A 24,453-nucleotide genomic window follows, 5' to 3' on the forward strand; every position below is an offset into this window, starting at 1 on the left:
AGAGCGGGTCAGATGACCTTGGCCCGCGTCAGGTCGTGGATGTGCAGCGCGCCCACCAGCAGGCCGGCGGCATCGACCACCAGCAACTGGTTGATCCGATGGGTTTCCATGACTTCAACCGCTTCCACGGCGAGTTGGTCGGGGCCGACCGAGCGGGGGTTGTGGTGCATGACCTCGTGGATGGGCACGGTGCGCCAATCGCGCGGGGTCTCGAGCAGGCGGCGCAAGTCGCCGTCGGTGAACACGCCCACGGCGCGGCCTTCGGCATCGACCACGGCGGTCATTGCCATACCCTTGCGGGTAATCTCCATCAGCGCCTGCGACAGCGGCGTGTCCTCGTTCACCCGGGGGATGGCGTCACCAGCGCGCATGACGTCACGCACATGCGTCAGCAGCTTGCGTCCGAGCGAGCCGCCCGGATGCGAGCGGGCGAAATCTTCGGCTCCGAAGCCGCGCGCGTCCAGCACGGCCACGGCGAGGGCATCGCCCAGCGCGATCTGGGCGGTAGTGCTGGCGGTGGGGGCCAGGTTCAGCGGGCACGCCTCGACATCGACGTGCGAGTTGAGCACGACGTCGGCATGCTTGCCGAGCGAGGACTCCGGGTTGCCCGTCACGGCGATCAGCTTGGCGCCGAGCCGTTTGACGAGCGGTAGGATGACGTTCAACTCCGAGACTTCGCCGGAATTGGAAAAGCCGATGAAAACGTCGTCGCGGGTGACCATGCCGAGGTCGCCATGGCTGGCTTCGGCGGGGTGGACGAAAAACGCTGGCGTGCCGGTCGAGGCCAGCGTGGCGGCAATCTTGCGCGCCACATGACCCGATTTGCCCATGCCGGACACGACGACGCGGCCGGTGCAGCCGAGCACCATTTCGACCGCACGCGCAAAGTCGGCGGACACCTGGGTTTTGAGGCCGAGTACGGCTTGCGCTTCGATGTCGAAGGTTTGCTGCGCCAGCGCAAGTGCTCGATCCGGATTGAAATTCGCTATCATGGCGGCGAAGTATAACAACGATTGACACAGTTCTCGGCCGCGGGTGGCGCGTCGGGGCTTGGCTTGCGGGGAGTGGCGGAGCGTGCGGGCGCTCCGTTTTGCTGCGCCGCGAAAATCGGCTTTCAAATCACTTTTCTGCCCGTCGCCACGCCGTCATTTTCGCTGTGCGGCGTCTCGCGTATCGCGTTCTTCGTCTATACCCTGGCATCGGTCTTGCAGCGCCTGCGTGCTCGTTTGTGCACGCACCGTCCTGATGCGCGGGTGCTGCACCTCCTGTCCAACCCCTTTTCGATCGGTTTTTCGCGTCGCATGCATTCGCCGCTGGAACTCACCCTTGTGCTGTTGGCCGCCGCCGTCATCGGCGTGGTGCTGTTCCGCATGCTGCAATTGCCGCCGATGCTGGCCTACCTCGTGGTGGGCGTGCTGATCGGGCCGAAGGCGACGGGGCTCGAGTCCGATTCTGCCCAGACGCGCTATCTGGCCGAATTCGGGGTGGTGTTCCTCATGTTTTCGATCGGGCTGGAGTTCAACCTCTCCAAGCTTCGTTCGATGCGGCGGCTGGTGCTGGGGCTCGGGGCGTCACAGGTGGTGCTGACCATGCTGCTGACGATTCCCGTGTCGCTGCTGCTCTCGCACTGGTATCCGTTGTCGTGGCAGGCGGGGCTCGCGTTGGGCGGCGCGCTGGCGATGTCGTCCACGGCCATCGTCTCGAAGATGCTGGCCGAGCGCCTGCAGCTGGAGACCGAGCACGGCCGCAACATCATCAGCGTGCTGCTGTTCCAGGATCTGGCGGTGGTGCTGCTGCTGATCGTGATTCCGTCGCTGGGCAAGAACCCGACGGACCTCGTGCTGGCGCTCTCCGTTGCCGCCTTGAAGATCACCGTGGCGCTGGTGCTGATCCTGTTCCTCGGGCAGAAGCTGCTGTCGCGCTGGTTCCATCTGGTAGCCGCACGGCGCTCGCAGGAACTGTTCATGCTGAACCTGCTGCTGGTCACGCTGGGCATGGCCGCGCTGACGGAGCGGCTGGGCCTGTCGATGGCGCTGGGCGCGTTCCTGGCCGGCATGCTGGTGTCGGAAACACCGTACAAGCTGCAGGTGGAAGAAGATATCAAGCCGTTCCGCGACGTGCTGCTGGGCCTCTTCTTCGTGACGGTGGGCATGCTGCTGGACCCCCGAGTGGTGGTCGATCACTGGGCCCTGGTGCTGGCACTGGTGGCCGGGCCCGTGCTGTTCAAGTTTGTGCTGATCGCGCTGCTGGCGCGCGCCTTCGGCTCGGGCGGCGGCGCGGCAATCCGCACGGCGCTGGGGCTGGCCCAAGCCGGTGAATTCGGCTTCGTGCTGCTCAACCAGATCGACGGGCTCCACCTGATCGACCCGCTGCTCGGCCAGGCGATCCTGGCGGCGATGCTGCTGTCGATGCTACTGGCGCCGTTCCTGATCCAGTACAGCGACGTGATCGCCATGCGGCTGTCGCGCACCGACTGGCTGATGCAATCGCTGGCCATGACCAAAATTGCCGCACAGAGCATCGCCACCGAGCGCCACGTCATCATCTGCGGCTACGGGCGCAGCGGCCAGAACCTGGCGCATATGGTCGAGCAGGAGGGCATCGGCTACGTCGCGCTCGATCTGGACCCCGACCGCGTGCGCGAAGCCGCGGCAGCGGGCGAACATGTGGTCTACGGCGATGCGGCGCGGCGCGAGTCACTCGTGGCCGCCGGCATCCACCGTGCTGCGGCGGTCGCCATAACGTATGCCGACACGGCGTCTGCATTGAAGGTGCTGCACCACGTGCAGGCGCTGGAGCCGACCCTCCCCGTGATCGTGCGCACGATCGATGATGCGGACCTTGACCGCCTGCAGCAGGCCGGCGCCACCGAGGTCGTCCCCGAGATCATCGAAGGCAGCCTGATGCTGGCCTCGCACGCGCTGGTGCTGCTGGGCGTGCCGCTGCGCCGTGTGGTGCGGCGCGCGCAGCAGATGCGCGATGCGCGTTACAGCCTGCTGCGCGGCTACTTTCACGGTCAGGATGACGAAGAAGACATGCTCGAGCGCGACGCCGTGCGTCTGCATTCGGTGCCGCTGGCGAAGGGGTCGCCAGCCATCGGCCGCAAGCTCGGGACGATGGGGCTGGAGACGTTCAAGACCTCGGTCACGGCGATCCGGCGCCAGGGCATTCGCGCGCTCGATCCTGATCCGGACACCGTGCTGGAACTGGGCGATATCGTCGTGCTGCGCGGCACGCCTGAGGGGCTGCAGATGGCAGAGGAGCGGCTCTCGCCGCGTTGAGGCGCACCCGCCGCGCTTACTTGATGAATGTTTCCAGCAGAGGCCCGCGCGAGCGGCGCGGCGGCGCATCCGCCATGTTGGGCGGCAGGCCATCTAGCACCGTCGCGGCATCGAGCGAACTGATCGACACCCGCGTATCGGCCGGAATGCGCCCGTCCTGCTGCAGCTTCAGATACCGCAGGCAGCAGACGCGCAGGAACGACGCGAAATTCGCCACCTCGCCGCGTCGCTCCAACAGCTCGTCATAGAGTTTGCTGATGAGCTGGTTGACCGTCAGACCATCGCGCTGGCCGATCTCTTCCAGCACCTCCCAGAACAGGCATTCCAGCCGCACGCTGGTCGCCACGCCATGCAGGCGTAGCGATCGCGCGAGGCTGTCGTACGAATGGGGATTGGCGCGGATGAAGATTTCGCACATGGCCGGGGCTCCTGGAGTGCCCGGCGTGCGGGCAGCCGGATCAGTGTAGAACCCGCGTGCCCAGGACTTCAAGAAACTGCGCCAACCAAGCCGGATGTGCCGGCCAGGCGGGAGCCGTGACGAGCTTGCCATCGGTGTGCGCCTGGTCGACGGGAATGTCCTTGAAAGTGCCGCCCGCTGCCGTGACTTCGGGGCCACATGCCGGATAGGCGGAACACGTCTTGCCTTCCAGCACGCCCGCCGCCGACAGCAACTGAGCACCGTGGCAAATCGCTGCGACGGGTTTGTCCGCGTGGAAGAAGTGACGTACGACCTCAAGCACGCGGGCGTTCAGTCGCAAATATTCGGGCGCCCGGCCGCCGGGCACGACCAGCGCGTCGTACGCTGCCGGGTCAACATCGGCAAAGGTGGCGTTGACGGTAAAGCGATGACCGGGTTTTTCGGAATACGTCTGTGCACCTTCGAAATCGTGAACGGCGGTCGCCACGGAATCGCCGGCGCGCTTGTCCGGGCAGACAGCGTGCACCGTGTGGCCGACCATCTGCAGCGCCTGGTGGGGAACCATGACCTCGTAGTCCTCTACGTAGTCGCCAACCAGCATCAGAATTTTCTTTGCCATCGCCGTGTCTCCTGTATGGTTGCGGTTTCCCCATTGTGGTTCGGCGCCAATCGGCCCGGGTGGTAACCCATTACCGCAGACCACGCTTCCTGCGTTCCTGTTTTTGCCATGAGCCAAGTCCCCCATCATCAGGCGGCGCTGCTGACGCCGTCGTCCATTCCCGCTGCCACTGAGCTGGGCGATGTGTCGCGCTACCTGCGTGACCGCATCCGCACGGTGCCGGACTGGCCACAGGCCGGGGTGATGTTTCGCGATATCACGCCGCTGCTGCAGGACCCGAAGAGCCTGCGGGTGCTGGTGGACGTGTTCGTCCATCGCTACATGGGGCAGGGGCTGAACCTGGTGGCGGGCATCGACGCGCGTGGATTCATCCTGGGCTCGATCGTGGCGTATGAGCTGAACCTCGGTTTCGTGCCGATCCGCAAGAAGGGCAAGCTGCCGTTCAACACCGTGACCGAGGAATACATGCTCGAATACGGCAGCGCGACGGTGGAAATCCACGCCGATGCCTGCAAGCCCGGCGACCGCGTCCTGTTGATCGATGACCTGATCGCCACCGGCGGTACCATGATGGCCGGCAAGCGCCTGCTTGAGCGGCTGGGTGCGACGGTGGTGGAGGGCGCCGCGATTGTCGACCTGCCCGAACTCGGCGGCTCGCAATTGCTGATCGAAGGCGGTCTGCCGCTCTTCACGGTCTGCCGCTTCGACGGACACTGAGCGGCCGGCAACGACGTGGCGCGATGCGCTAGCCGCACGCATTCATGTGACAAAAATATGTCGTTGGACTGCCGCGCGCCGTAGCATAAGCCTTCCCATTTTCGACGCACACCGGGAGACGTCGATGCCACACGTAGTGCTGTTTCTTCTGACCTCGATCGCGATTACCGTGATGCCGGGGCCGGACAACCTTCAGGTGATCGCACGCGGTGCCAGCCAAGGCCGCAAGGCGGGGCTCTCTGCCGCGGCGGGGTTTGCATCAGGGTGCCTCTTTCATACGACGCTGGCAGCGCTCGGGCTGGCCGCCGTGCTGCAGTCGTCCCCGGTGGCGTTCCAGGCGATTCGTTGGCTGGGCGCGGCGTACCTGATCTGGCTGGGCATCCAGGCACTGCGCAGCAAGGGCAGCGTCGGCCTGAATCCTGCTGGACCGCAGGCGGCGCCCGACCTTTGGCGCGTGTATCGCCAGAGTGTCTTCGCCAATCTGCTCAACCCGAAGGTGACGTTGTTCTTCGTGGTGTTCCTGCCGCAGTTCGTCGATGCGCAGGCGGGGCACGCAGCGCCGCAGATGTTGCTGCTGGGCGGCGTGTTCATGGCGCAGACCATCGTCGTGTTCAGTCTCTACGGCTGGTGCGCGGCCGCGCTGGGCGGTTGGATGCGTCGCACGCCACGCGCGTCGCTGTGGCTCGATCGCTTGAGCGGTTGCATCTTCATCGGGTTGGGCTTGCGCGTGGCCCTGACCAAATAAGCAAACGCCCGGATCCCGCGGGCGTTTGCCTTAGAGCTTGTAGCCGATCTGCCGCAGCAGGTCCTTGCGCCAAGCGATGTCGGCATCGGTTTCGACACCCAGCGGCGAGGCGCCGTCCACCACGCCGAGCACGCCGCGCCCCAGCTCCGTCTGCGCGACGATCACCTGCGTTGGATTGGCTGTGGCGCAGTAGATGCGGCACACCTCCGGTACCGCGCGCACGGCAGCCAGCACATTGACGGGAAAGAACCCGTCACCCAGGAAGATCAAAAAGGTATGGCCCGCGCCAATGGCGAGCGCGTTGTCACGCGCGAGCTGAAGAGCGGTATCGTCATTGCCTGACCAGCGTACGAGCCGCTTGCCCGATGCCTCGCAGAACGCAATGCCGAAGCGGATACCCGGCACCGCGCCCACGAGCGCCTCGTGGAGGTCTTCCACGGTCTTGATGAAATGCGACTGGCCGAAGATGAAGTTGGTCGCCTCCGGCTTGACGATGGGCACCACGGTGAGGTCCATGGCGACGCTCCTGTGCGATGGGAACGCTCTTCATCGTAGGGCGCAGCGGCTTGATTGCAAGCGGCTGCGCCGGTGCCGCCTTATCTGCGCTTGAGCAGCGGCGCGAGGTACTTGCCGGTAAAGCTCGCCTTGCTCTTGGCCACATCCTCGGGCGTGCCTTTGGCGATGATCTGCCCACCGCCCGCGCCGCCTTCGGGGCCCAGGTCGAGCAGCCAGTCCGCCGTTTTGATCACGTCGAGGTTGTGCTCGATGATCACGATCGTATTGCCGTGATCACGCAGCTTGTAGATGACCTTCAGCAGCAGTTCGATGTCGTGGAAGTGCAGGCCGGTCGTCGGTTCGTCCAGGATGTACAGCGTGCGGCCTGTGTCGCGCTTCGATAGCTCCAGCGACAGCTTCACCCGCTGCGCCTCGCCACCGGATAGCGTGGTCGCCGATTGCCCCAGGCGGATGTAGCCCAGGCCCACATCCAGCAGTGTCTGCAGCTTACGGCGCACGACCGGCACCGGCGCGAAGAACTCGTGCGCCTGCTCCACCGTCATCTCCAGCACTTCGGTGATGTTCTTGCCCTTGTAAAGCACTTCGAGCGTTTCGCGGTTGTAGCGCTTACCGTGGCACACGTCGCAGGGCACGTATACGTCGGGCAGGAAGTGCATCTCGACTTTCAGCACGCCGTCGCCCTGGCACGCTTCGCAGCGGCCGCCCTTGACGTTGAACGAGAAGCGGCCCGGGTCATACCCGCGCTCCTTGGCGGACGGCACGCCGGCAAACAGCTCGCGAATCGGCGTGAACAAGCCCGTGTAGGTTGCCGGGTTCGAGCGCGGCGTGCGGCCAATCGGCGATTGGTCGACGTTGATGACCTTGTCGAAATGCTCCAGGCCGTCGATGCGATCGTGCGCTGCCGGCTCCGGCGTCGAGCCATACAGATGGCGCGCCACTGCGTGGTACAGCGTGTCGTTGATCAGCGTCGACTTGCCCGAACCCGACACGCCCGTGATGCACGTCAGCAACCCGATCGGAATATCGGCCGACACGTTCTTCAGGTTGTTGCCGCTGGCGTTGATGATGCGCAGCCAGCGCTCCTCGTCCGGCGCTGTCCGCTGCTTGGGCACCTCGATGCGGCGCTTGCCGGACAAGTAGTCGCCCGTCAGCGACGCCGGCGATTGCTCGACCTGCTGGGGCGTGCCCTCAGCGATGATCTGGCCGCCATGCACGCCGGCACCGGGGCCGATGTCGACCACGTAGTCCGACGCGCGAATCATGTCTTCATCGTGCTCCACCACCAGCACGGAGTTGCCGAGATCGCGCAGGTGCTTGAGTGTGCCGATCAGCCGATCGTTGTCGCGCTGGTGCAGGCCGATGGACGGCTCGTCTAGCACGTACATCACGCCGGTCAGCCCCGAGCCGATCTGCGACGCCAGGCGGATGCGCTGCGCCTCGCCGCCCGACAGCGTATCGGCGCTGCGTTCCAGTGAGAGGTAATCGAGCCCGACGTTGTTCAGGAAGTTCAGCCGCGCGGTGATCTCCTTGACGATCTTGTCCGCGATCTCGCGCTTGGCGCCGTGCATGTTCAGCGTCAGGAAATACGTGAGCGCATCGCGCAGCGGCCAGCCGTTGATCTCGTAGATGCCGCGTGCCTGGTCGGCCTCGCCGATCTTGACGAAGCGGGCCTCTCGGCGCAGGCGGGTGCCGTGGCACTCTGGGCACGGCTGGTTGTTCTGGTACTTGGCCAGCTCCTCGCGCACGGCGATGGAGTCGGTCTCTTTGTAGCGCCGCTCCAGGTTGGGGATGATCCCTTCGAACGCGTGCTCGCGCACGGTGGTCTTGCCGCGCTCGTTGATATACGTGAACGGAATCTGCTGCTTGCCCGAGCCGTGCAGCACGATCTCTTGGATTTCGGCCGGCAGGTCTTCAAACGCGACATCGATGTCGACGTCGTAGAACGCCGCCAGGCTTTGCAGCATCTGGAAATAGAACTGGTTGCGGCGGTCCCACCCCTTGATCGCGCCAGACGCCAGCGACAGATTCGGAAAGGCCACCACGCGCTTCGGATCGAAGAACGTGATCTGGCCCAGGCCGTCGCAGTGCGGGCACGCGCCCATCGGGTTGTTGAACGAGAACAGCCGCGGCTCCAGCTCCTGCAGTGAATACGAGCAGATGGGACAAGCGAACTTGGAGCTGAAGCCGTGTTCCTTGCCGGTGTCCATTTCCAGCGCGATCGCGCGGCCGTCTGCCAGGCGCAGCGCGGTTTCGAATGACTCGGCCAGACGCTGCTTGAGTTCCGGGTTCACCTTCACGCGGTCGACCACGACCTCGATCGAATGTTTGTCGTTCTTCTTCAGCTTGGGCAGGTTGTCGACTTCGTAGACCTTGGCCTCGGCCTCGTGCGCCGTGCCGCCGCCCGAGCGGATGCGAAAGCGCACAAAACCCTGGGCCTGCATCGCTTCGAACAGGTCGACGTGCTCGCCTTTGCGGTTGGCCACCACCGGCGCCAGGATCATCAGCTTGGTGTCGGCCGGCAGCGCCAGCACGGCATCGACCATCTGCGACACGCTTTGCGCTTCCAGTGGCTGGCCGTGATCGGGGCAGTAAGGCGTACCGGCGCGCGCATACAGCAGACGCAGGTAATCGTGGATCTCGGTCACGGTGCCGACCGTGGAACGCGGGTTGTGGCTGGTGGCCTTCTGCTCGATGGAAATGGCCGGCGACAGACCTTCGATCAGGTCAACGTCGGGTTTTTCCATCAACTGCAGAAATTGCCGGGCATATGCCGACAGGGATTCCACGTAGCGCCGTTGCCCCTCCGCATACAGCGTGTCGAACGCGAGCGACGACTTGCCCGACCCCGAAAGCCCGGTAATCACGATCAGCTGATTGCGCGGCAGATCGAGGTTGATGTTCTTCAGGTTGTGGGTACGGGCCCCACGAATCTTGATTTCGTCCATGTGCGGCTGAGTGCAGCTGAATGCGGCGTCGGAGTGCGGACCGCCTGCGGCAATCGGCGGAGGGGTGGAAAAGGGTAAGCCTGCTAATATACCGAACTTCGGTTTTGCCGGTATCTGCTCCCAGATGGGGCAATCCGCAAAGCCGTTCAAGTGTTCTTGTCGCCGCTTTTCTTTCCGGTTTCCGCGGCGGTTTCCGCATCATGTCTTCCGCTTCCCCATCCATGACTTCCGCTTCCGGCCGCATGAACGGCCTTGAGCTGCGCGCGGCCGCCTCGCTGGCCGGCATCTTCGCGCTGCGCATGTTGGGTTTGTTCATGATCATGCCGGTCTTCGCGGTGTTCGCGAAAACGCTGCCCGACGGCAACAACACCCAGCTCGTCGCGTTCGCCATCGGCGTGTATGGCCTCACGCAGGCGGTGCTCTACATCCCCTACGGCTGGCTGTCGGATCGCTTCGGACGCAAGCCCGTCATCGTGACGGGGCTGGTGATTTTTGCGGTGGGCAGCCTGGTGGCGGCGTTTTCGCACAGCGTCGCGGGCATCGCCGTGGGGCGGGCCATCCAGGGCGCGGGGGCGATTTCGTCGGCGGTGATTGCCTTTGTGGCCGACCTCACGCGTGAGGAGCATCGCACCAAGGCCATGGCCATGATCGGGGGCAGCATCGGCCTGTCGTTTGCCGTGGCCATCGTGAGTGCGCCGGTCATCTTCCGCTGGGTCGGCATGCCCGGCATGTTCACGGCGATTGGCGTGCTGGCCATCGTCGCCATCGGCGTGGTGCTGTGGGTGGTGCCCAACCCGCCGCGCCCGCCGGAGCACGTGAAAGCGCCATTCGGCGAGGTCCTGCGCAACCCAGAGCTGCTGCGCCTGAACTTTGGCGTGTTCGCCTTGCATGCCACGCAGACGGCACTGTTCGTCGTGCTGCCGCACATGCTGGAAGCTGCCGGCCTGCCCGTCGATTCGCACTGGAAAATCTACCTGCCGGTGATGGGCGTGTCGTTCGTGCTGATGGTGCCGGCCATCATTGCCGCTGAGAAGCGCGGCAAGATGAAGGCCGTGCTGCTGTCTGCCGTGGCGCTGGTGATGGTGGCGCAGCTGGCACTGGGCGAGGTCAACCCGACACTGGCCGCGCTGGCGATTGCGCTGCTGGTCTACTTCCTCGGTTTCAATGTGCTGGAGGCGTCGCAGCCGTCGCTGGTCTCGAAGTACGCGCCGGGCGTGCGCAAGGGCGCGGCCATGGGGGTGTACAACACGACGCAAGCGCTCGGTCTGTTTGCCGGCGGCGCGGGCGGCGGCTGGATTCTGCTGCACGCCGGGCAGCACGCGGTATTCCTAACCTGCGCCGCGCTGGCTTTTGCCTGGCTTATAATTGCGAGCCCCATGCAGATGCCGGCATTGCGCCGACACTAATCCGGGCAACACGGCGGCATCACTTCAATTACCTTCGGAAACTCATCATGGCGTCCGTCAACAAAGTCATCATCGTCGGCAATCTCGGCGCCGATCCTGAAACGCGCTACATGCCCAGCGGCGACGCTGTCACCAACATTCGCGTGGCAACCACCGACCGCTACAAGGACAAGGCCAGCGGCGAAATGAAGGAAGCCACCGAGTGGCACCGCATCGCCTTCTTCGGCCGCCTGGCAGAAATTGCGGGCGAATACCTGAAGAAGGGCTCGTCGGTCTACATCGAAGGGCGCCTCAAGACCCGTCAATGGGAAAAGGACGGCCAGAAGCAATACAGCACCGAGATCGTCGCAGACCAGATGCAGATGCTCGGCGGCCGCGGCGGTGAGGGCGGCGGCAGCGGTGGTGGTGGCGGCTATTCGCGCGCCGGTGAAGGCGGCGGCGGTGGTGGCGGCAGCTACGGCGGTGGCCGCAGTCAAGGCCAAGGCCAAGGCGGTGGCTACTCGCGCGGCAGCGAAGGTGGTGGTCAGGGCGGCGGAGCACGTCGTCAGCCCGCACCGTCGAATGGCTTTGAGGATATGGACGACGATATTCCGTTCTAAGGCCCTCTCGGCACACAACAAAAAACCCGGCAGTCCGCCTAGGACGCCGGGTTTTTTGTTGGCCTTTCGTCTGCAGGGTCGCAGTGTACTAGTCGCTCTCACATGGCTTCTTGAAGAGATGCTTCACGCCGCATTTGGTCGCATGCGCCGCATTCTTCACGCCATGCCCAACTGTGCGCGCGGCATTCGCTGTCGCATGCCCGGCTTCCTTCGCGGCATGGCCGGTTTTTCGGGCTGCTTCCTTCGTGTCCTGCTTGATGTTTTCCTTGGTCTCGGACAAGTCGGCATGGGCCAGGGGGGTGAGCAGCGCCAGCAGCGCGGCGATCAAAAGCAGACGACCTTTCACGGCGGGAATCCTCACAGACAGGTTCATGCAACGGACGCGTCGAGCACCACGGCGGCGCGACCGGTCAACAGGATGCGTGCGCCACTGCGCACGGTGAATCGGTACAGCACGTTGTTGCCGTCGCCGCCGATGCGATCGGCTTCCACGTCGAGCGGTGTCTCGATGGTGTCGAGGCGTGGCACGTGGGCTTCAACGCTGCGCACGCTGGCGAGAAAGCCGGCGCGCGGTCGGGCTTGCGCAGCATCGCACAGCGCACCATGCACGGCCATCGCCTGAGCGGCGTATTCGATGCCGCAGACGGCGGCCAACTGGCCGTGCGAGCGCAGTGGATTGGCCGCATCAAGATGACTCGTGGCGCTGCAATGGATGTGCGCGTCGTCCCAGGCGACCACCGCGTCCAGGAGGCACATCGCGCCGCTGTGCGGAATGCGTGCCGCAATCCAGTCGCGATCGAGCGGCGGGGTTGACTGCGCGCTGGACGTCATGTCGTGCCGAGAGTGATGTCGACCTGCACGCGGGTTTCTGCCAGATACTCCAGCACCACCGGGCCCTGGCGCATTCCGGCCAGCGCTTCCAGCAGCGGCAGGGCGCGGGCTGCGGCGTTGCCGTGCCACAAGGTTCCCAGTTCCTGGTGTGCCAACGCTGTCGGCGGCGCGTCGGTCAGCGCAACGTCAATGCGCGCAAGCGTGCGCGGGCCGGCTTCGGGCGCGAGCACGAGCGCCACCGCAAACGTATCGGGCACAGGCCGCACTGCATTGAGCGGTTCCGGGTAGTCGCCGTCATAGGCGATCAGCAGCGTTGGCGTGGCGTCAATTGCGACCTGGCAGAGGCTGTCCAGCAGCCCGGCGGCAAAACTGCCGTCATACGCGCACAGCACGTTGGACGGCGCCATCGCGTGCGTGGCGATGCTCCAGTAGCCGGCCGGCGCGTTGTGCACGGAGTTGTGGAAGCGCGTCGGCGAGAGTTTGCGATCGTCGCCTGCCAGGGTCTCGCAGATGGCGTTGCAGTTATGGCCGTCGCCGCCGGACGAACTGAAGACTGTGGCCAGCGTGGCGGCATCGCGTCCGCTGGCTGCGACGGCTTCGTGGCCGACCGCCAGCGCGAGTTTGATCACCGGCCCCGTCCGACGACGTTCCACCGGCGGCAGGCCGGCTGGCGGAGGCAATTCCGTCGGCGCATGTGCGTAGGGTGCGCGGCCTGCGAGCACGTCAGCCGTGTGCGGCCAATCCCGCAGCCCGGGGCCCAGCACGCCAATGCTTTCGATGAAGACGCCCAGGCGGGTCATGACGCCCCCCCGACATTGCCTGCGCGGGCAAACAGCAGGCTGCAATTCGTGCCGCCAAATCCAAACGCGTTACTGAGTGCCGCGCGAACAGGCGCATCGCGGCCCGTTGTCAGGTAATTGACGTTCAAGGCCGGATCGGGCCGTGTGATGTTGATGCCGGCAGGCAGAAATTGATGGCGCAGCGCCAGCGCTGTGATCACGGCTTCCAAAGCCCCGGCTGCGCCCAGCGTGTGGCCGGTCGCGCCCTTGGTCGAACTGCACGCCGTGCCGTTGAACAGCGCCTCGATGGCCCGGGCCTCCGCAGCATCATTGCTGGGCGTGCCGGTACCGTGCAGGTTGATGTAATCGATGTCCGTTGCGCTCAGGCCGCTGGTGGCAAGCGCTTGGGCCATGGCAGCGCGCGCCCCCAGTCCTTCCGGATGCGGCGACGACATGTGATGCGCATCGCTCGATTCGCCAATGCCGAGCAGCAGGATGGCATCGTCGTCCAACGCGTCTTTGGCGTCGGGGGCGCGCTCCAGCAGCGCAAAGGCGGCTGCCTCGCCAATGGAGATGCCATCGCGCGCCGCGTCGTACGGCCGGCACGGCTGCCGCGACAGCAGCTCCAGGGAATTGAACCCGTACAGCGCAGTCAGGCACAGCGAATCGACGCCACCGACCACCGCCGCATCGATCAGCCCCGCAGCCAGCATGCGTCGCGCAGAGGCAAGCACCTTGGCTCCCGACGAACACGCCGATGAGATAACCATGGCCGGCCCGCTCAGCCCAAAGTACGCACGCACAAACGCAGCCGGCGAATAAATGTTGTGCGTATGCGCGTAGTGAAAACTTGAAGGCAGCGCGCCCGTTTGCGGATCGCGCTGCTGGTAGGCGCGTTCCGTTTCGAGAATGCCCGACGTGCTGGTGCCGATGAACACGCCGACGCGCGCGGCGCCATGGTGCACTTTGGCGGCTTCAACGCTTTCGGCAAAGCCGTCCTGCGTCAGGCCGATCTGGGCGAGCCGGTTGTTGCGGCACTCGAAATCGGCCAGGTCTGCGCGCACGGGCGCAGCATCGGCGCCAGGCACTTTGCCGATCCACGTGTCGAGTTCGGCACGCGGGAAGTCACACGGCGTGAGCCCGCTACGTTGCCCGCGTAACGCATCGAGCGTGGCGTCAAGGCCGCGTCCGAGGCAACTCGTGGCGGTGAAATGCGTGAGCAGGACGGGCTTCACGGGGATGGAGTGGGGGCGATTGTGGGATGGGGATCTGCCGGGCTGGAGCGCAGATCGTGCACAAATTTTATCAAACGGGCATCTATGAGCGGGCGGCCTGCGCGGCCTGGGCCGGAAGGGCGGCGCGCAACGTCGTCCAGTGCAACTGCGCGCGGGCCGCGGCTTCGAGCACCTGCGGCAACACGTCCAGCAACACAGGTGCCCCGTATGCATCGCGCGCTGCATGGCCGTCGTGCAGCAGCAGGATGTCCCGCGGCGCGAGACCGTGGAGCAGGCGGTGGGTGATGGCCCGGGCGTCGCGTGAGCGGGTATCGAAGCCGCGGCGCGTCCAGCTCGCCAGTTGCAGGCCCAGCTGACACAGCACGGGCTCCAGAAAGGGGTTGCGCAGGCCGGCCGGCGCGCGGAAGAACAGCGGGCGCGTGCCGGTGAGCTGCGTGAGCGTGTCCTGTGCGGCGGCAATCTCGCGCCGCAGCGCGCCCGGCCCCTGTAGCGAGAACGTATGTCGATGGCGCTGACTGTGGTTTTCCACCGCATGCCCGCGCGCGACGATGGCCTCGACGCAGCGTGGGTGCCTCAGCGCCAACTCGCCAATGCAGAAGAAGGTGGCCTTGGCACCGTACTGGTCAAGCATGTCAAGCACGCGCGGCGTGACTTCGGGGTCAGGGCCGTCGTCGATGGTCAACGCAATGTGCCGCTCCGCCGTGACGGGCAGACGTGTCCAGTTCGGGCCGAGCCAATTGCTGCGCGGCCACAGACCGCCCGCCATTAGCACAAGGTGCGAGGCGATGACGCTGCCGCCAGCCCACGGCCACGTCGACGGATCGGCCGCAACGGCAACGGCCGCACCGGCGTGCAGCGCCAGTGCGCCGTTGATCAGCGGGCTCGGCTTCCAGCGGCGAGCCGTGCCAAGCGGTGAGGTGGTCGGTGAGTTCATGCGGCGGCGTGCTGATCGTGATGGGCGCGTGGCGCCAGGATGGCGGAAAACACGAGCGCAAGCATGGCGCCCGGGCCGACGGTCAATCCGAACGTCTCAAGCATCGGCACGCGGGAGAAGGCCAGCAGCCCGAAGCCGGCCACCGTTGCCAGGTTGGCCACCAGTAGTGACACCAGCGTCTGCGGCGCAATGGCCTGGGTGCGCTGATTGAAGAACAGCGCGTAGTTTGATCCCACCGCCACGATCAGCAGCATGCCGACCAGATGCAGGATGGTCAGCGGCACGCGCGCCAGTGCAAAGCCGGCCGTCACCACCAGCACCGCCGCCACCAGGGGCGCCAACGCCCGCAAGGTCCGCTGCGGTGAGCGCAGCGCCACAAGCAGCAGCAACGCGATCGCCGCAAAACCCGCGAGCGACAGGCGAAGGTCTTCGCGCACGTAGTTGACATATAGCCGATCCGCTTCCACCTTCATGTCGACGAAAAGCGCGCCGGGCACGTCCGCACGATCGACGGCGGCGCGAATCGGCGCGGCATCGAGGCTGGCCGGGTTGGACGCGTTCTTCATGGCGGCCGGGGCGATTGTTGGCGCGCGCAATGGCAGCATGGCACTCCATTGGCCGGCGCGTTCAGTCAGCAGAGCGTCCACCGCCAATGCCATCGACGTACCCTTCAGGTCTTCGCGCTGCAAAAGGGGCTGCCCGCGTGCCGCCTCCACATCGGCGAAAAACGGGGCAAAGAGATCGGCTTTTACGCGGATCGGCTGGTCTTCCACCGCGCTGCGCATGTTTGTGGCCAGTGCATCGGCCGCCGGCAGGCTTGCGAGGCGCGCGCGCTGTGTGGCATCGCTCGGCAGGTAGCGCGCGGGATTCTCGAAGCCGGCGAGCCCGCCGTTGTCCACGAGCGGTTGCAGTTGCCTGGCGATCTTTTCAGCGCCTTCAAGGGCGGCCTGCTCCGTTGCGGCCGGGATCACCACCAGATAGCGCACGTCAGGCGCGCCGACATCTGCGCGGAGGCTCGCATCCAGCGCCTGGCCCTTCGCGGGCACGGGGCTCAGTGCCGACAGCTCGCGGTTCCACAGGCCATCACGATGCATCGCAAGGGCCACACACGCACCGACGAGCGCTGCGGCCAACAGCCAGCGCAGGCGCGGTGCAGCCGACGTTGCCCGGGCCAGCCACGCTCCCACGCGCGAGACATCGCGCAACGCCACTTCTTCGCCACGCAGATGCGGTAGCACGTACCGGGTCACGAGCGCTGCCGTGACCAATCCGACAATTGAATACAGCCCCAACTGCACGAGCCCCGGAAAGCCCGAGAACAACATCGACGCAAAACCGCATACGGAGGTCAGCACACCCAGGCGGATGGTCGGCCAGTACGTGGCAATCCATGCGCGCAGGCCGTCGTTGGAAGTGGCACCACGCAGGCGGGCGGATTGCACGAAGAGGTAGATCGAATAGTCGACCGCCTCGCCGATGAGCGTAGTGCCGAAGCCGAGCGTGAGCCCGTGTACCGCGCCAAACGTCAGGCTGACCGCTGCCACGCCCGCTGCCACGCCCGACAGCACCGGCAGCAACCCCAGCACCACGGTGCGCGGCGAGCGGTATACCGCCAGCAGCAGTGCCACCACGAGCACGAGGCTGACGGTGGAAAGCCGCTCGACGTCGTGCTTGATGGTGTCGCGCGATTCAACGGAAAACACGCCCGGGCCGGTCATCAGGATGCGCGTCGACGCAGCGTTCGGCACGGTGCGGGCAGCCGTCTCGAATGCGCGGCGCACGGTATCGATAGCGTGCGCTTGTGCATCGGTATCGGAGCCGGCAACCGTTGTCTGCACGACCAGCACGGCGCGCTGGCCATCGCGCGATGCCCACACCCCATGCATCGACGACGGCAGCGCCGTGTTGTCGAGCTGACTGACGAGCGTCGCCACCTCGCCGGTCGGATCGCGCGGCAGCATGTTCTTGGCGACGAGCCCGGCCGACGAACTGAGCAGATCCAGACTCTCGTCCAGCGCGGCGTGCAGACCTTCTGCGGAAAAGCGCTGCGGCGTGATGGCCGGGCTCAGTACGTAGCGGTGATCGAAGACGAACTGGCGGTCGCGTGCCTCGCTCACGGGCTCGCCGTTGTTGACGGCACTGAACTGTGCGTCGTTTCTCAGGGTGGCAGCGAGCTGCTTCGACAGCGCTGCGCGCGTGGCCGCGTCACCGCCCTCGATGCCCACGAGGATGAGCCTCGACACAAGCCCGTCGCGCAGCTGGTCGACCAGCACACGCTGCTCAGCGCTCGGCGAGCGCGGCAGAAACGCCGACAAGTCCGCCGTAAAGTGCGTTCGCCCGACCACGACCGCGCAAAGCAGCAGGCCAGTCAACCAGACCAGTACCGCAGGGCGACGCAGGGCGTGCAAGCGTTTCATGTGCGCGGCGCCCTCAGTTGCCGGGTACACGTTGCAGGCGCATCAGCGAATGATCGCCGTCGGCCTGGCGGATGGCGACGCTGCGCAGCACATCGCGCGTGCCTTCCAGCGTGATGGTGCTGACGACCTTCTGCATGCGTGCGTCGATCGGCGAGAGGGTGAGCGTCCAGTCATCGCCGTGGCCTGCGATGGCGACCTTGTAGACCGCTTCAAGTGCGTAGCGGTTACCGGCCAGCGTGGCGCGAATGCTTTCGATGAAGGCGCCGAGCTCGGGGTATTGCGACAGCGGCATCGTGAACGTGCGCTGGTTGCGCTCCACGGTGAGCTTGTCACCGTCGATGACGAGGTGCTCGGGCTTTGGGGCCAGCGTGTGCTTTTCCAGATGATCGGGCGCGACGAACACCAACTCGCCGGACGATTCGATGGGCTGGGCCGCGATCGACAACGTCTTTGTTTCCGTGAACGTCGCGCGCCCCGATTTGTTGCGTGCGAGCGTCGACATCAGGCGGTCGAGCGTCCAGGCGGTATCCGCCGCATGGGTGACCGTTGCCAACATGCTGGCCGCGACCATGGCCAGAAGGGCGCGAAGGAATGGGCGTGCTGCAGTCATGGCGTTGGGGTGGTCTGGCGCTCGGCCGGGGCGTGATCCTTCGCGCCGGACGCGTCGGCATCCTGCCAGAAGTCGAAGTAATTGAACCAGTTGTACGGTGCGATGCGGCAGTAAAGTTCCACCCGTTCCACATAGCGGCCGAGTGCGGCTTGCACGGCGGCGGCACGATCTTCGCGGCGCACCTCGGTGAAATCCGCCAACAGATCGAAATGCACAGCGTAGCGATTGCCGCCCAGGTGCAGCCCCGTCATGAACAGCACCGGGCGCTTCAGCATGGCCGCCATGTGCAGCGGGCCGAGTGGAAACGCTGCAGGGCTGCCGAGAAAACTCATCGGCTGGACGGATGGCCCTGCATCGCGCAGCAGCGTGCGGTCGGCCAGCATGCCGACAAGCCGGTTGTTGTCCAGGGCCTCGCGCACCTGCAGCATGGCGTCGACTCGCCCGAGCGAAATGACCTCGGGCGCCGCCGCCGGGTTGATTGCAGCAACGGCCGCGTTGATGTTTCGTGCGTTCTCTTCGTACATGGCGACGGCCACGCGCAGGTCCGGCACCGTGCGGCCGAGCGCGCGCACCACCTCGAAGCTGCCCAGGTGCGCGCCGAACAGGAACGCACCGCGCCCCTGCGCCAGCACGTCGTGCACGTGGTGTTGGCCCTGCAACCGGATGTCGAACAGATCTAAGCGACCGCTGATCAGGTAGATGCGGTCATGAATGGTCGTGGCGAACGTGAACATGTGGCCGAACACCTCACGCAGCGTTGCGGGGCGGCCGAGTGCGCGCTGCAGATAGTCACGCGAAGCACGTCGCGCTGCCGGCGAGGCCGCCACGAAATACACCGCTATCAGCCGCAGCAGGACCCGTCCGAACGGCCGCCCCAGCCGCAGGGACAGCCACGTCATCACGCGCAGCAGCGCGAGGTTGCTGCGCTCCGGACGCTCGGCCCAGTCGGTGCGCTTCATGCAGCCACACCCTCCGGCGCGGACGCAGACAGCACACCGCTGGCCACTTCACGCACGCCCGCGCGGATGGTGAAGCGCACGGCGTTGCTGGCCGTCGTTTCGAACGCGAGGTCAAGCAATTCGCCCGGCGCCGCGGGACTGAGAAACTTGGCCGAGCTGATCCTGCAGGCATCGAGCGGGCGGCCCAGCGCCGCACCGATCGCGTGAAGCGTATGGTCGAGCAGCACCACACCCGGCACGATCGGATGGCCGGGAAAGTGCCCCGGCAGCGCCGGGTGATCAGCGGGAATGGTGAAACGCATGGCGGCCCTGTCTGCGTTGCGAAGCGAATGTTGCGCGACCAGTGCGGCCAGCACATCGCGCGCCAGCTTGCCGGTTTCGTTGCGCGGCAGCGCGTCCACCAGCAGCAGCGGGCGCGGCAGAAATGCTGCATCGATGCGGTCGTGCAGGGCGTGCAGCACGTCCGCCGCGCTCAGCCCCGGCGCCACCACAAGTGCCGCGAGGCGCGTGACTGCGGCGCTGCCGTGCGTGTGCGGGGCGGTGGGCGCATCGTCCGGCATGTAAAACACGCCGTCCTCGACGCCCGCAATTGCATTGAGCTGATGGTTCAGATACGCCAGCGACGACCGCTTGCCGGCAATGTTGACGAGGTCGGCCTTGCGCCCGTGCAGCAGAAAATGTGTCTCATCGATCAGCTCGATCACATCTCCCATCGGCACTGCAGCTTCGACGTGTCCGCCGTAGACCCATACCGTCGGGCCGTCGTCTTCCGAGGTGCCGGGGCGCGACTCCATGCGGACGTCGGGGTACAGGCGCCACGCGGTTTGCTGCGCGGTGCGGCGCGTTGCAATCTGGCCGGTTTCGGTGCTGCCGTAAATCTCCAGGAGCGGCGCGGACAGGCGCGTCTCGGCCTCGCGCGCCAGCGCCTCCGAGAGCGGCGCAGTGGCCGACAGCACGAGCGATGCGCTCGGCACGGGGGCCTCCGATGCCAGCAGCGCTCGCAGATGCACCGGCGAGGTCACCAGCACGCGCGGCTGCGGCACGGCCTCCAGCGCCTCGCGAATGTCCGCCGGATAGAACGGCTGCCGGTTGCTGAACGCAAGCCCCCCTTGCAGGGCCAGCAGCACCGTCACTTCAAAGCCGTACATGTGCTGCGCCGGCACGGTGCCGACCAGCGCAAAGGCGCGCCCGTCGTCCAGGCCCAGGTGCGCGACCGCCGTGCGCATGCAGCGCACCAGCGCGCCCCACGTCTTGCGATGCGGCACCGGCGTGCCCGTCGAGCCAGACGTGAACAGCACCGCCATGACTTGCGAGTCGTCGATCAACGGCACGTCGATGGGCGTTGGCTCGGTCGCCAGCGCATCGGGATAACGAAAGCCCGGCAGGTCGACGGGGCAGGCAGCCGCATCGTGCAAACAGAACACATCCGGCGCGAAAGCGCACAACTGACGCACCATCTGCGGCGTCTGCATAGGCGGCAGCAGGCTGATCTTTCCGGCCACCAGCGTTGCGCACAGCCCGACGGCAAAGCGGTAACGGTCTGCGCAGGCATTGAATACGTGGCCGCCAGACGGCAGCATCGGAGCCAGCGCCATCACATCGGCCAGGAACGCGCGTGCGGAGACGGGCGTACCGTCACGCCAGGCAAGCGTGTTGTCCAGCGTTGAGTGGGAGACCAGCGGGTAAGTCGGCATGAAGCGAATCTTGAAGCGTGCGGGTTCAGCGGGGGCGCTCTGTGGCGATGGGCGTTGCGTGCCTGGATTGCTCCGATTGTCGATAAGCGCGCACCGCATCGAACAGGCTGGAGTGTGGTTCTCCGCGCAGCACGACGCGGCGGCATAGATATTCCGCCACGAACATCACGCCCACCAGCGGCAGCGACATGTAGTTCGCAAACGTCGACCACGCGACAGTCGATGCCGTGGCAAACAGCAGCGTAGATACGGCGGTGGTCGCAAGGAAAAACAGCGTCCACGCCAGGGTGATACGCCGCGCGTAACGCGCAATACCCGGCGTCAGGGTGCCGTGCACCATGCGGGCAAAGCGCGTGCACAGGGGCTCCCGCCCGGCCATCAGCGTCCGACCGAATACATAGGCCATCATCAGGTTGAAGCTTGCATGTTCGAGGTACAGGCCCCAGTCAAAATGCGCGGCCAACGGTGCGCGCGCCATCCACAGCGCGCCGCACACGAGCAGCCACAGCGGCAACAGCCTTGCACGATGCCTGGACCGCATGGCCGCCACCAGCGCAATTGCCAACGGCGGCAACAAGGCCATCGCCAGGCCCAAGCCGTGCGCACCTGGCGTGGCCGCTGCGTAATGCGCGCCGACCTGATACGCCACCACGGCGCACACGCCCGCAGCGCCGCGCGCAAAGGCGGTCAGTCGATTCATGGCAGAACAAGTTGGAAGGAGCCGCGGTGCATTGTGTTCGTAGGGCGGGCAGTTTCATCATAGGGCGGCCACATTCTAGGGCCCCGGGCGTGTCTCACCCGCGCCCGCGGCCGCGTGTTTGTAACCGGATGTACGCGCCCGCATGGCCCCGCTGTGCCACGCCTTCCCGGTTTACCGCGCCACACCAGCCGTTGAATCGTTTGCGTCACTTCGTGCACAGGGCGCGATATGCGGTCTTTGTCACGGTTTCGCGCTATACGGGGTGTAACCCTTCGTCTAGAATCCGCGTAGCTTAAACGACCCCCCTTCACAGGCTGGGCTGGACAAGGCAGGGGCTTCGCGCAAGGAGAACGTCGTTGGCTCTGGCCGCAATTCCCGCCCCATGCCGCCTGTGGTTGCAAGACCGATGAACGACCTGGAAAAAGAGCTCGCCGCACTCATGATCGGCGAACTGAATCTCGAAGACATGCAACTCGATGCCCTGACGGCGGACACACCGCTGTATGGCGAAGGGTTCGGTCTCGATTCCATCGATATCCTCGAAGTTGCGCTGCTGATCTCCAAGAAATTCGGTTTTGAGCTGCGCTCGGGCAATCCCGACAACCAGAAGATCTTCGCCTCGCTGGGCTCACTCGCCGCCTACGTGGCAGAGCACCGCACGCGATAGGCCCGCGCCAGCGCCCGACGCACTCCGCTTTCAATGTTTCGCCGGACCGACGCCATGCCGATGACCGGCGCCTCCACGACGCACCTCGTCCTGATTCCGAGCTACAACCCTGGCCCCAAGGTTGACGACACCGTACGCAGCGCGCGTGCGCAGTGGAACCCGGTCTGGGTGGTGGCAGACGGCAGCACCGACGGCAGCACGGAACGCCTGCAGGCCATGGCCGCGCAAGACCCGGGGCTGCGGGTGATCGTGCTGCCGCGCAATCGCGGCAAAGGCGTCGCCGTGCTGGCGGGGCTGGAGGCCGCTGCTGCGGCAGGCTTTTCCTACGTGCTGACCATGGACGCCGATGGCCAACATCCTGCAGACCTCATCCCCGAATTCATGGCCGCCTCGCAAGCTGCGCCCGACGCGATGATCCTCGGTCAGCCGGTGTTCGACGCGACAGCGCCGCAGGTGCGCGTGCAAGGGCGGCGCCTGTCCAACGGCTGTGCGGACATCGAAACGCTGTGGGCCGGCATTGGCGATACGTTGTTCGGTTTTCGCGTCTATCCGATTGCGCCGCTGGCTGAGATCATGCGCCGCCAGGCATGGATGCGCGGTTTCGATTTCGATCCGGAAGCGGCTGTGCGCCTGTGCTGGGCTGGCGTGCGTCCGATTCGGCTGGCAGCCCCGGTGCGCTACTTCCGCGCCCACGAGGGCGGCGTGTCGCATTTCCGGTATCTGCGTGACAACATCCTGCTGTTCGCGATGCATCTGCGCCTGACGGCCGAGGGCATGTTGCGGTTGCCGTCGATGATTGCGCGGCGGGTGCAGCGCGGCTGGTAGCCTGCAGCGGGACAATTCAGACCGCTTCCGCAGCGGCCGTGGCGTGGTTCAGCAGGGTGTGTGCAGCGTCCCAGGCGCGCGACGCGGAGGATGGATCGCCGATCGCGCGGGCGTCGGCCGTGGCGCCCGACAGCAGCATCACGTACACCCCCGCAAGCTGCCGCGCGGAATTGGCGGGCACCACATCCTTGAGCAGCGTTTCCATCATGGCGAGCAGGTCGTCGCGGTAGCGCACTGCCACGTCGGTCACCTTGGGGCAGGTCGCGCCGAACTCCGCCAGCGCACGCTCGAACAGGCAGCCTGCAAAGTCGGGGGTGCGGAACCACGTGCCGTACCACTCGAAGATGCCCCTCAGGCGGGCAATGGTGTCAGGCATGGGGCTGAGTTTCTCCGCAATGCTGCCCATGACGTAGGTGTAGCGCTGCTCCAGCACTTCCTTGATCAGATCGTCCTTGCCGGCAAAGTGCCGGTACAACGTCATGCGAGCGACGCCGGACTCGTCGATGATCCAATCGACGCCCACGGGGTGAAAGCCGTGCCTGGAAAACAGTTCGCCGGCCTTGTCCACCACCTGTTGGCGCTTGCTTGCGCGCATTGCCACCCCTCCTGTTTGCGGTGCCGCATCTTAGCATCGGCCTCTTTTCGCGGCCTGTGGATTGGGCCGTCGGAAGCCGCTGCCCGCCGCGTGTGTTGCCATGTCAGCTTTACGCTTTGTTAACACAACAGCACACGCTTCACGCTAGAGTAGACCGATCTATATCATCAGCCCGCGCCACCTACGGGCGCGGGGAAGAGAAAGCGTTGTGAAGCCGCTCCGGCGGTGCCGGTTTTGCGAACGGGATCGCAAAAAAATGACCGGCCCTTGCCAGGTTGTCAGCGGAATTTCTCTCGATCAACAGCAACAATAAAAAAACAGGGGTCAGGCGAATGCGGAATCGTTTGCTGATGTTGGGAGTCGTGTCGCTGCTGGCCGCGTGCGCCCAGCCGCAGCCACCCAGCGATGTGGTGCGGGTGTGCGACGACCGCGGCTGTGCCGATCGGCCGAAGGCCCAGGTGGCGTTTGACCAGGCGAATATCCCTGACGAAGACCCGCGCATCGTCGCCCTCAAGGATGTTGCCAAGCGAGAACCGAAGGCCGCCTACGACTTGGGCTTGCGATATTTCCGCGGCGATGGCGTCCGCCAGGACAGCTACCAGGCATTGAACTGGATGCGCGAGGCGGCCGAGCACGGCAACCTGCAGGCGCAAAAGGCGCTTGGTGCGTTCTACCTGTTCGGGCTGGAAGAGATGGGCTCCGATCCGCGCGAAGCCGAAAAATGGCTCTCGATTGCCGTCAGCCGTGGCGACAAGGAATCGAAGAAGCTGCTCGATCAGGCCCGCGCCGCCAAGAAATCCGACGAAGACGACTATAAGTGGCGCGCGCAATGGCGCAGCACGTACTACGGCTATTGGTATTCCGGTTATCCGTACCTTGGCGTCTGGCGCCAGACGGGCTGGTACTGGTACTGAGCACGCTCGGCAGCCAGCCGTTTCAAAGCGTTTCAAGGCAGTGCGGG

24 protein-coding genes are annotated in these 24,453 nt (G+C 65.5%); 8 read left to right on the top strand and 16 right to left on the bottom strand.

Annotated elements, in window-relative coordinates:
* Positions 1–8: 8 nt before the first annotated feature.
* Positions 9–992, bottom strand: a complete 984-nt coding sequence (locus tag N5B55_RS01525) for a KpsF/GutQ family sugar-phosphate isomerase (RefSeq protein ID WP_037027665.1) — start codon at positions 990–992, stop codon at positions 9–11.
* A gap of 309 nt (positions 993–1,301) precedes the next feature.
* Here N5B55_RS01525 and N5B55_RS01530 point away from each other — a divergent pair, with 309 nt between their 5' ends.
* A complete protein-coding gene (locus N5B55_RS01530; RefSeq protein ID WP_065858690.1) occupies positions 1,302–3,281 on the top strand; it encodes a monovalent cation:proton antiporter family protein in 1,980 nt (659 codons plus the stop codon).
* A 16-nt stretch (positions 3,282–3,297) separates the two neighbouring features.
* Here N5B55_RS01530 and N5B55_RS01535 read toward each other — a convergent pair whose 3' ends face one another.
* Both N5B55_RS01535 and N5B55_RS01540 read right to left on the bottom strand, forming a co-directional pair.
* Complete coding sequence (locus N5B55_RS01535) at positions 3,298–3,699, bottom strand: ribbon-helix-helix domain-containing protein (protein ID WP_304538919.1); 402 nt, start codon at positions 3,697–3,699, stop codon at positions 3,298–3,300.
* A 40-nt stretch (positions 3,700–3,739) separates the two neighbouring features.
* Positions 3,740–4,318, bottom strand: a complete 579-nt coding sequence (locus tag N5B55_RS01540) for a DJ-1/PfpI family protein (RefSeq protein WP_304538920.1) — start codon at positions 4,316–4,318, stop codon at positions 3,740–3,742.
* A 108-nt stretch (positions 4,319–4,426) separates the two neighbouring features.
* On the opposite strand from N5B55_RS01540, the gene N5B55_RS01545 reads away from it, so the two are divergent.
* A complete protein-coding gene (locus tag N5B55_RS01545; RefSeq protein ID WP_012761106.1) occupies positions 4,427–5,035 on the top strand; it encodes an adenine phosphoribosyltransferase in 609 nt (202 codons plus the stop codon).
* Positions 5,036–5,159: 124 nt separating this feature from the next.
* Entirely contained in the window at positions 5,160–5,780 is a 621-nt protein-coding gene (locus tag N5B55_RS01550) for a LysE family translocator (RefSeq protein WP_304538921.1), read from the top strand.
* A gap of 30 nt (positions 5,781–5,810) precedes the next feature.
* On the opposite strand, the gene N5B55_RS01555 is transcribed toward N5B55_RS01550, so the two are convergent.
* Both N5B55_RS01555 and uvrA read right to left on the bottom strand, forming a co-directional pair.
* Positions 5,811–6,296: an adenosine-specific kinase gene (locus N5B55_RS01555; RefSeq protein ID WP_304538922.1), complete on the bottom strand. Its 486-nt coding sequence runs from the start codon at positions 6,294–6,296 to the stop codon at positions 5,811–5,813.
* 80 nt (positions 6,297–6,376) lie between these two features.
* Positions 6,377–9,241 carry an excinuclease ABC subunit UvrA gene (gene uvrA / locus N5B55_RS01560; protein WP_154206295.1) on the bottom strand — a complete coding sequence of 955 codons (2,865 nt, stop codon included), beginning with the start codon at positions 9,239–9,241 and terminating at the stop codon, positions 6,377–6,379.
* Between the two features lie 242 nt (positions 9,242–9,483).
* On the opposite strand from uvrA, the gene N5B55_RS01565 reads away from it, so the two are divergent.
* Together N5B55_RS01565 and N5B55_RS01570 are read left to right on the top strand one after the other, a co-directional pair.
* Positions 9,484–10,647 carry an MFS transporter gene (locus N5B55_RS01565; RefSeq protein ID WP_049779079.1) on the top strand — a complete coding sequence of 388 codons (1,164 nt, stop codon included), beginning with the start codon at positions 9,484–9,486 and terminating at the stop codon, positions 10,645–10,647.
* A 47-nt stretch (positions 10,648–10,694) separates the two neighbouring features.
* Complete coding sequence (locus N5B55_RS01570) at positions 10,695–11,246, top strand: single-stranded DNA-binding protein (RefSeq protein ID WP_065859628.1); 552 nt, start codon at positions 10,695–10,697, stop codon at positions 11,244–11,246.
* A gap of 88 nt (positions 11,247–11,334) precedes the next feature.
* Here the strand turns inward: N5B55_RS01570 and N5B55_RS01575 are convergent, their stop codons facing one another.
* The 10 genes from N5B55_RS01575 to N5B55_RS01620 all read right to left on the bottom strand — a co-directional run bounded on the left by N5B55_RS01575 (position 11,335) and on the right by N5B55_RS01620 (position 21,405).
* Positions 11,335–11,592: a hypothetical protein gene (locus tag N5B55_RS01575; protein ID WP_065859629.1), complete on the bottom strand. Its 258-nt coding sequence runs from the start codon at positions 11,590–11,592 to the stop codon at positions 11,335–11,337.
* Positions 11,593–11,615: 23 nt separating this feature from the next.
* Positions 11,616–12,077 carry a hotdog family protein gene (locus N5B55_RS01580; RefSeq protein ID WP_154206298.1) on the bottom strand — a complete coding sequence of 154 codons (462 nt, stop codon included), beginning with the start codon at positions 12,075–12,077 and terminating at the stop codon, positions 11,616–11,618.
* Positions 12,074–12,877, bottom strand: a complete 804-nt coding sequence (locus tag N5B55_RS01585; RefSeq protein WP_304538923.1) for a beta-ketoacyl synthase chain length factor — start codon at positions 12,875–12,877, stop codon at positions 12,074–12,076. The genes N5B55_RS01580 and N5B55_RS01585 overlap by 4 nt, the downstream gene beginning before the upstream one ends.
* Entirely contained in the window at positions 12,874–14,091 is a 1,218-nt protein-coding gene (locus N5B55_RS01590) for a beta-ketoacyl-[acyl-carrier-protein] synthase family protein (RefSeq protein ID WP_304538924.1), read from the bottom strand. Before N5B55_RS01590 ends, N5B55_RS01585 begins: the two co-directional genes overlap by 4 nt.
* An 82-nt stretch (positions 14,092–14,173) precedes the next feature.
* Entirely contained in the window at positions 14,174–15,025 is an 852-nt protein-coding gene (locus N5B55_RS01595) for a polysaccharide deacetylase family protein (RefSeq protein WP_304538925.1), read from the bottom strand.
* Positions 15,022–17,442 carry an MMPL family transporter gene (locus N5B55_RS01600; protein WP_304538926.1) on the bottom strand — a complete coding sequence of 807 codons (2,421 nt, stop codon included), beginning with the start codon at positions 17,440–17,442 and terminating at the stop codon, positions 15,022–15,024. The genes N5B55_RS01595 and N5B55_RS01600 overlap by 4 nt, the downstream gene beginning before the upstream one ends.
* 13 nt (positions 17,443–17,455) lie before the next feature.
* The gene (locus N5B55_RS01605) at positions 17,456–18,052 is read right to left on the bottom strand and encodes a LolA family protein (protein WP_304538927.1); all 597 of its coding nucleotides are present in this window, start codon (positions 18,050–18,052) and stop codon (positions 17,456–17,458) included.
* Positions 18,049–19,011: an LpxL/LpxP family acyltransferase gene (locus N5B55_RS01610; RefSeq protein ID WP_304538928.1), complete on the bottom strand. Its 963-nt coding sequence runs from the start codon at positions 19,009–19,011 to the stop codon at positions 18,049–18,051. The genes N5B55_RS01605 and N5B55_RS01610 overlap by 4 nt, the downstream gene beginning before the upstream one ends.
* Positions 19,008–20,705 carry an AMP-binding protein gene (locus N5B55_RS01615; protein WP_304538929.1) on the bottom strand — a complete coding sequence of 566 codons (1,698 nt, stop codon included), beginning with the start codon at positions 20,703–20,705 and terminating at the stop codon, positions 19,008–19,010. The genes N5B55_RS01610 and N5B55_RS01615 overlap by 4 nt, the downstream gene beginning before the upstream one ends.
* A gap of 25 nt (positions 20,706–20,730) precedes the next feature.
* Positions 20,731–21,405 carry a hypothetical protein gene (locus N5B55_RS01620; protein WP_304538930.1) on the bottom strand — a complete coding sequence of 225 codons (675 nt, stop codon included), beginning with the start codon at positions 21,403–21,405 and terminating at the stop codon, positions 20,731–20,733.
* Between the two features lie 406 nt (positions 21,406–21,811).
* Here N5B55_RS01620 and N5B55_RS01625 point away from each other — a divergent pair, with 406 nt between their 5' ends.
* Together N5B55_RS01625 and N5B55_RS01630 are read left to right on the top strand one after the other, a co-directional pair.
* Positions 21,812–22,072, top strand: a complete 261-nt coding sequence (locus N5B55_RS01625) for a phosphopantetheine-binding protein (protein ID WP_065859639.1) — start codon at positions 21,812–21,814, stop codon at positions 22,070–22,072.
* A 54-nt stretch (positions 22,073–22,126) separates the two neighbouring features.
* Complete coding sequence (locus tag N5B55_RS01630; RefSeq protein WP_304538931.1) at positions 22,127–22,897, top strand: glycosyltransferase family 2 protein; 771 nt, start codon at positions 22,127–22,129, stop codon at positions 22,895–22,897.
* Between the two features lie 16 nt (positions 22,898–22,913).
* On the opposite strand, the gene N5B55_RS01635 is transcribed toward N5B55_RS01630, so the two are convergent.
* Positions 22,914–23,492 (bottom strand): TetR/AcrR family transcriptional regulator, encoded by a 579-nt coding sequence (locus tag N5B55_RS01635; protein ID WP_065859640.1) that lies wholly within the window; start codon positions 23,490–23,492, stop codon positions 22,914–22,916.
* 332 nt (positions 23,493–23,824) lie between these two features.
* On the opposite strand from N5B55_RS01635, the gene N5B55_RS01640 reads away from it, so the two are divergent.
* Positions 23,825–24,406: a tetratricopeptide repeat protein gene (locus tag N5B55_RS01640; protein WP_065859641.1), complete on the top strand. Its 582-nt coding sequence runs from the start codon at positions 23,825–23,827 to the stop codon at positions 24,404–24,406.
* The last annotated feature ends 47 nt before the right edge of the window (positions 24,407–24,453 follow it).

Source organism: Ralstonia pickettii, assembly GCF_030582395.1.
GTDB lineage: Bacteria > Pseudomonadota > Gammaproteobacteria > Burkholderiales > Burkholderiaceae > Ralstonia > Ralstonia pickettii_D.

Excerpts from the sequence above, each read along its gene's own strand:
- N5B55_RS01585 (WP_304538923.1), bottom strand. The coding sequence starts at position 12,877 with ATGACCCGCCTGGGCGTCTTCATCGAAAGCATTGGCGTGCTGGGCCCC.
- N5B55_RS01535 (WP_304538919.1), bottom strand. The coding sequence starts at position 3,699 with ATGTGCGAAATCTTCATCCGCGCCAATCCCCATTCGTACGACAGCCTC.
- N5B55_RS01615 (WP_304538929.1), bottom strand. The coding sequence starts at position 20,705 with ATGCCGACTTACCCGCTGGTCTCCCACTCAACGCTGGACAACACGCTT.
- N5B55_RS01600 (WP_304538926.1), bottom strand. The coding sequence starts at position 17,442 with ATGAAACGCTTGCACGCCCTGCGTCGCCCTGCGGTACTGGTCTGGTTG.
- N5B55_RS01540 (WP_304538920.1), bottom strand. The coding sequence starts at position 4,318 with ATGGCAAAGAAAATTCTGATGCTGGTTGGCGACTACGTAGAGGACTAC.
- N5B55_RS01630 (WP_304538931.1), top strand. The coding sequence starts at position 22,127 with ATGCCGATGACCGGCGCCTCCACGACGCACCTCGTCCTGATTCCGAGC.
- N5B55_RS01550 (WP_304538921.1), top strand. The coding sequence starts at position 5,160 with ATGCCACACGTAGTGCTGTTTCTTCTGACCTCGATCGCGATTACCGTG.
- uvrA (WP_154206295.1), bottom strand. The coding sequence starts at position 9,241 with ATGGACGAAATCAAGATTCGTGGGGCCCGTACCCACAACCTGAAGAAC.
- N5B55_RS01610 (WP_304538928.1), bottom strand. The coding sequence starts at position 19,011 with ATGAAGCGCACCGACTGGGCCGAGCGTCCGGAGCGCAGCAACCTCGCG.
- N5B55_RS01555 (WP_304538922.1), bottom strand. The coding sequence starts at position 6,296 with ATGGACCTCACCGTGGTGCCCATCGTCAAGCCGGAGGCGACCAACTTC.
- N5B55_RS01525 (WP_037027665.1), bottom strand. The coding sequence starts at position 992 with ATGATAGCGAATTTCAATCCGGATCGAGCACTTGCGCTGGCGCAGCAA.
- N5B55_RS01530 (WP_065858690.1), top strand. The coding sequence starts at position 1,302 with ATGCATTCGCCGCTGGAACTCACCCTTGTGCTGTTGGCCGCCGCCGTC.
- N5B55_RS01595 (WP_304538925.1), bottom strand. The coding sequence starts at position 15,025 with ATGAACTCACCGACCACCTCACCGCTTGGCACGGCTCGCCGCTGGAAG.
- N5B55_RS01625 (WP_065859639.1), top strand. The coding sequence starts at position 21,812 with ATGAACGACCTGGAAAAAGAGCTCGCCGCACTCATGATCGGCGAACTG.
- N5B55_RS01545 (WP_012761106.1), top strand. The coding sequence starts at position 4,427 with ATGAGCCAAGTCCCCCATCATCAGGCGGCGCTGCTGACGCCGTCGTCC.
- N5B55_RS01565 (WP_049779079.1), top strand. The coding sequence starts at position 9,484 with ATGAACGGCCTTGAGCTGCGCGCGGCCGCCTCGCTGGCCGGCATCTTC.
- N5B55_RS01640 (WP_065859641.1), top strand. The coding sequence starts at position 23,825 with ATGCGGAATCGTTTGCTGATGTTGGGAGTCGTGTCGCTGCTGGCCGCG.
- N5B55_RS01635 (WP_065859640.1), bottom strand. The coding sequence starts at position 23,492 with ATGCGCGCAAGCAAGCGCCAACAGGTGGTGGACAAGGCCGGCGAACTG.
- N5B55_RS01620 (WP_304538930.1), bottom strand. The coding sequence starts at position 21,405 with ATGAATCGACTGACCGCCTTTGCGCGCGGCGCTGCGGGCGTGTGCGCC.
- N5B55_RS01580 (WP_154206298.1), bottom strand. The coding sequence starts at position 12,077 with ATGACGTCCAGCGCGCAGTCAACCCCGCCGCTCGATCGCGACTGGATT.
- N5B55_RS01570 (WP_065859628.1), top strand. The coding sequence starts at position 10,695 with ATGGCGTCCGTCAACAAAGTCATCATCGTCGGCAATCTCGGCGCCGAT.
- N5B55_RS01605 (WP_304538927.1), bottom strand. The coding sequence starts at position 18,052 with ATGACTGCAGCACGCCCATTCCTTCGCGCCCTTCTGGCCATGGTCGCG.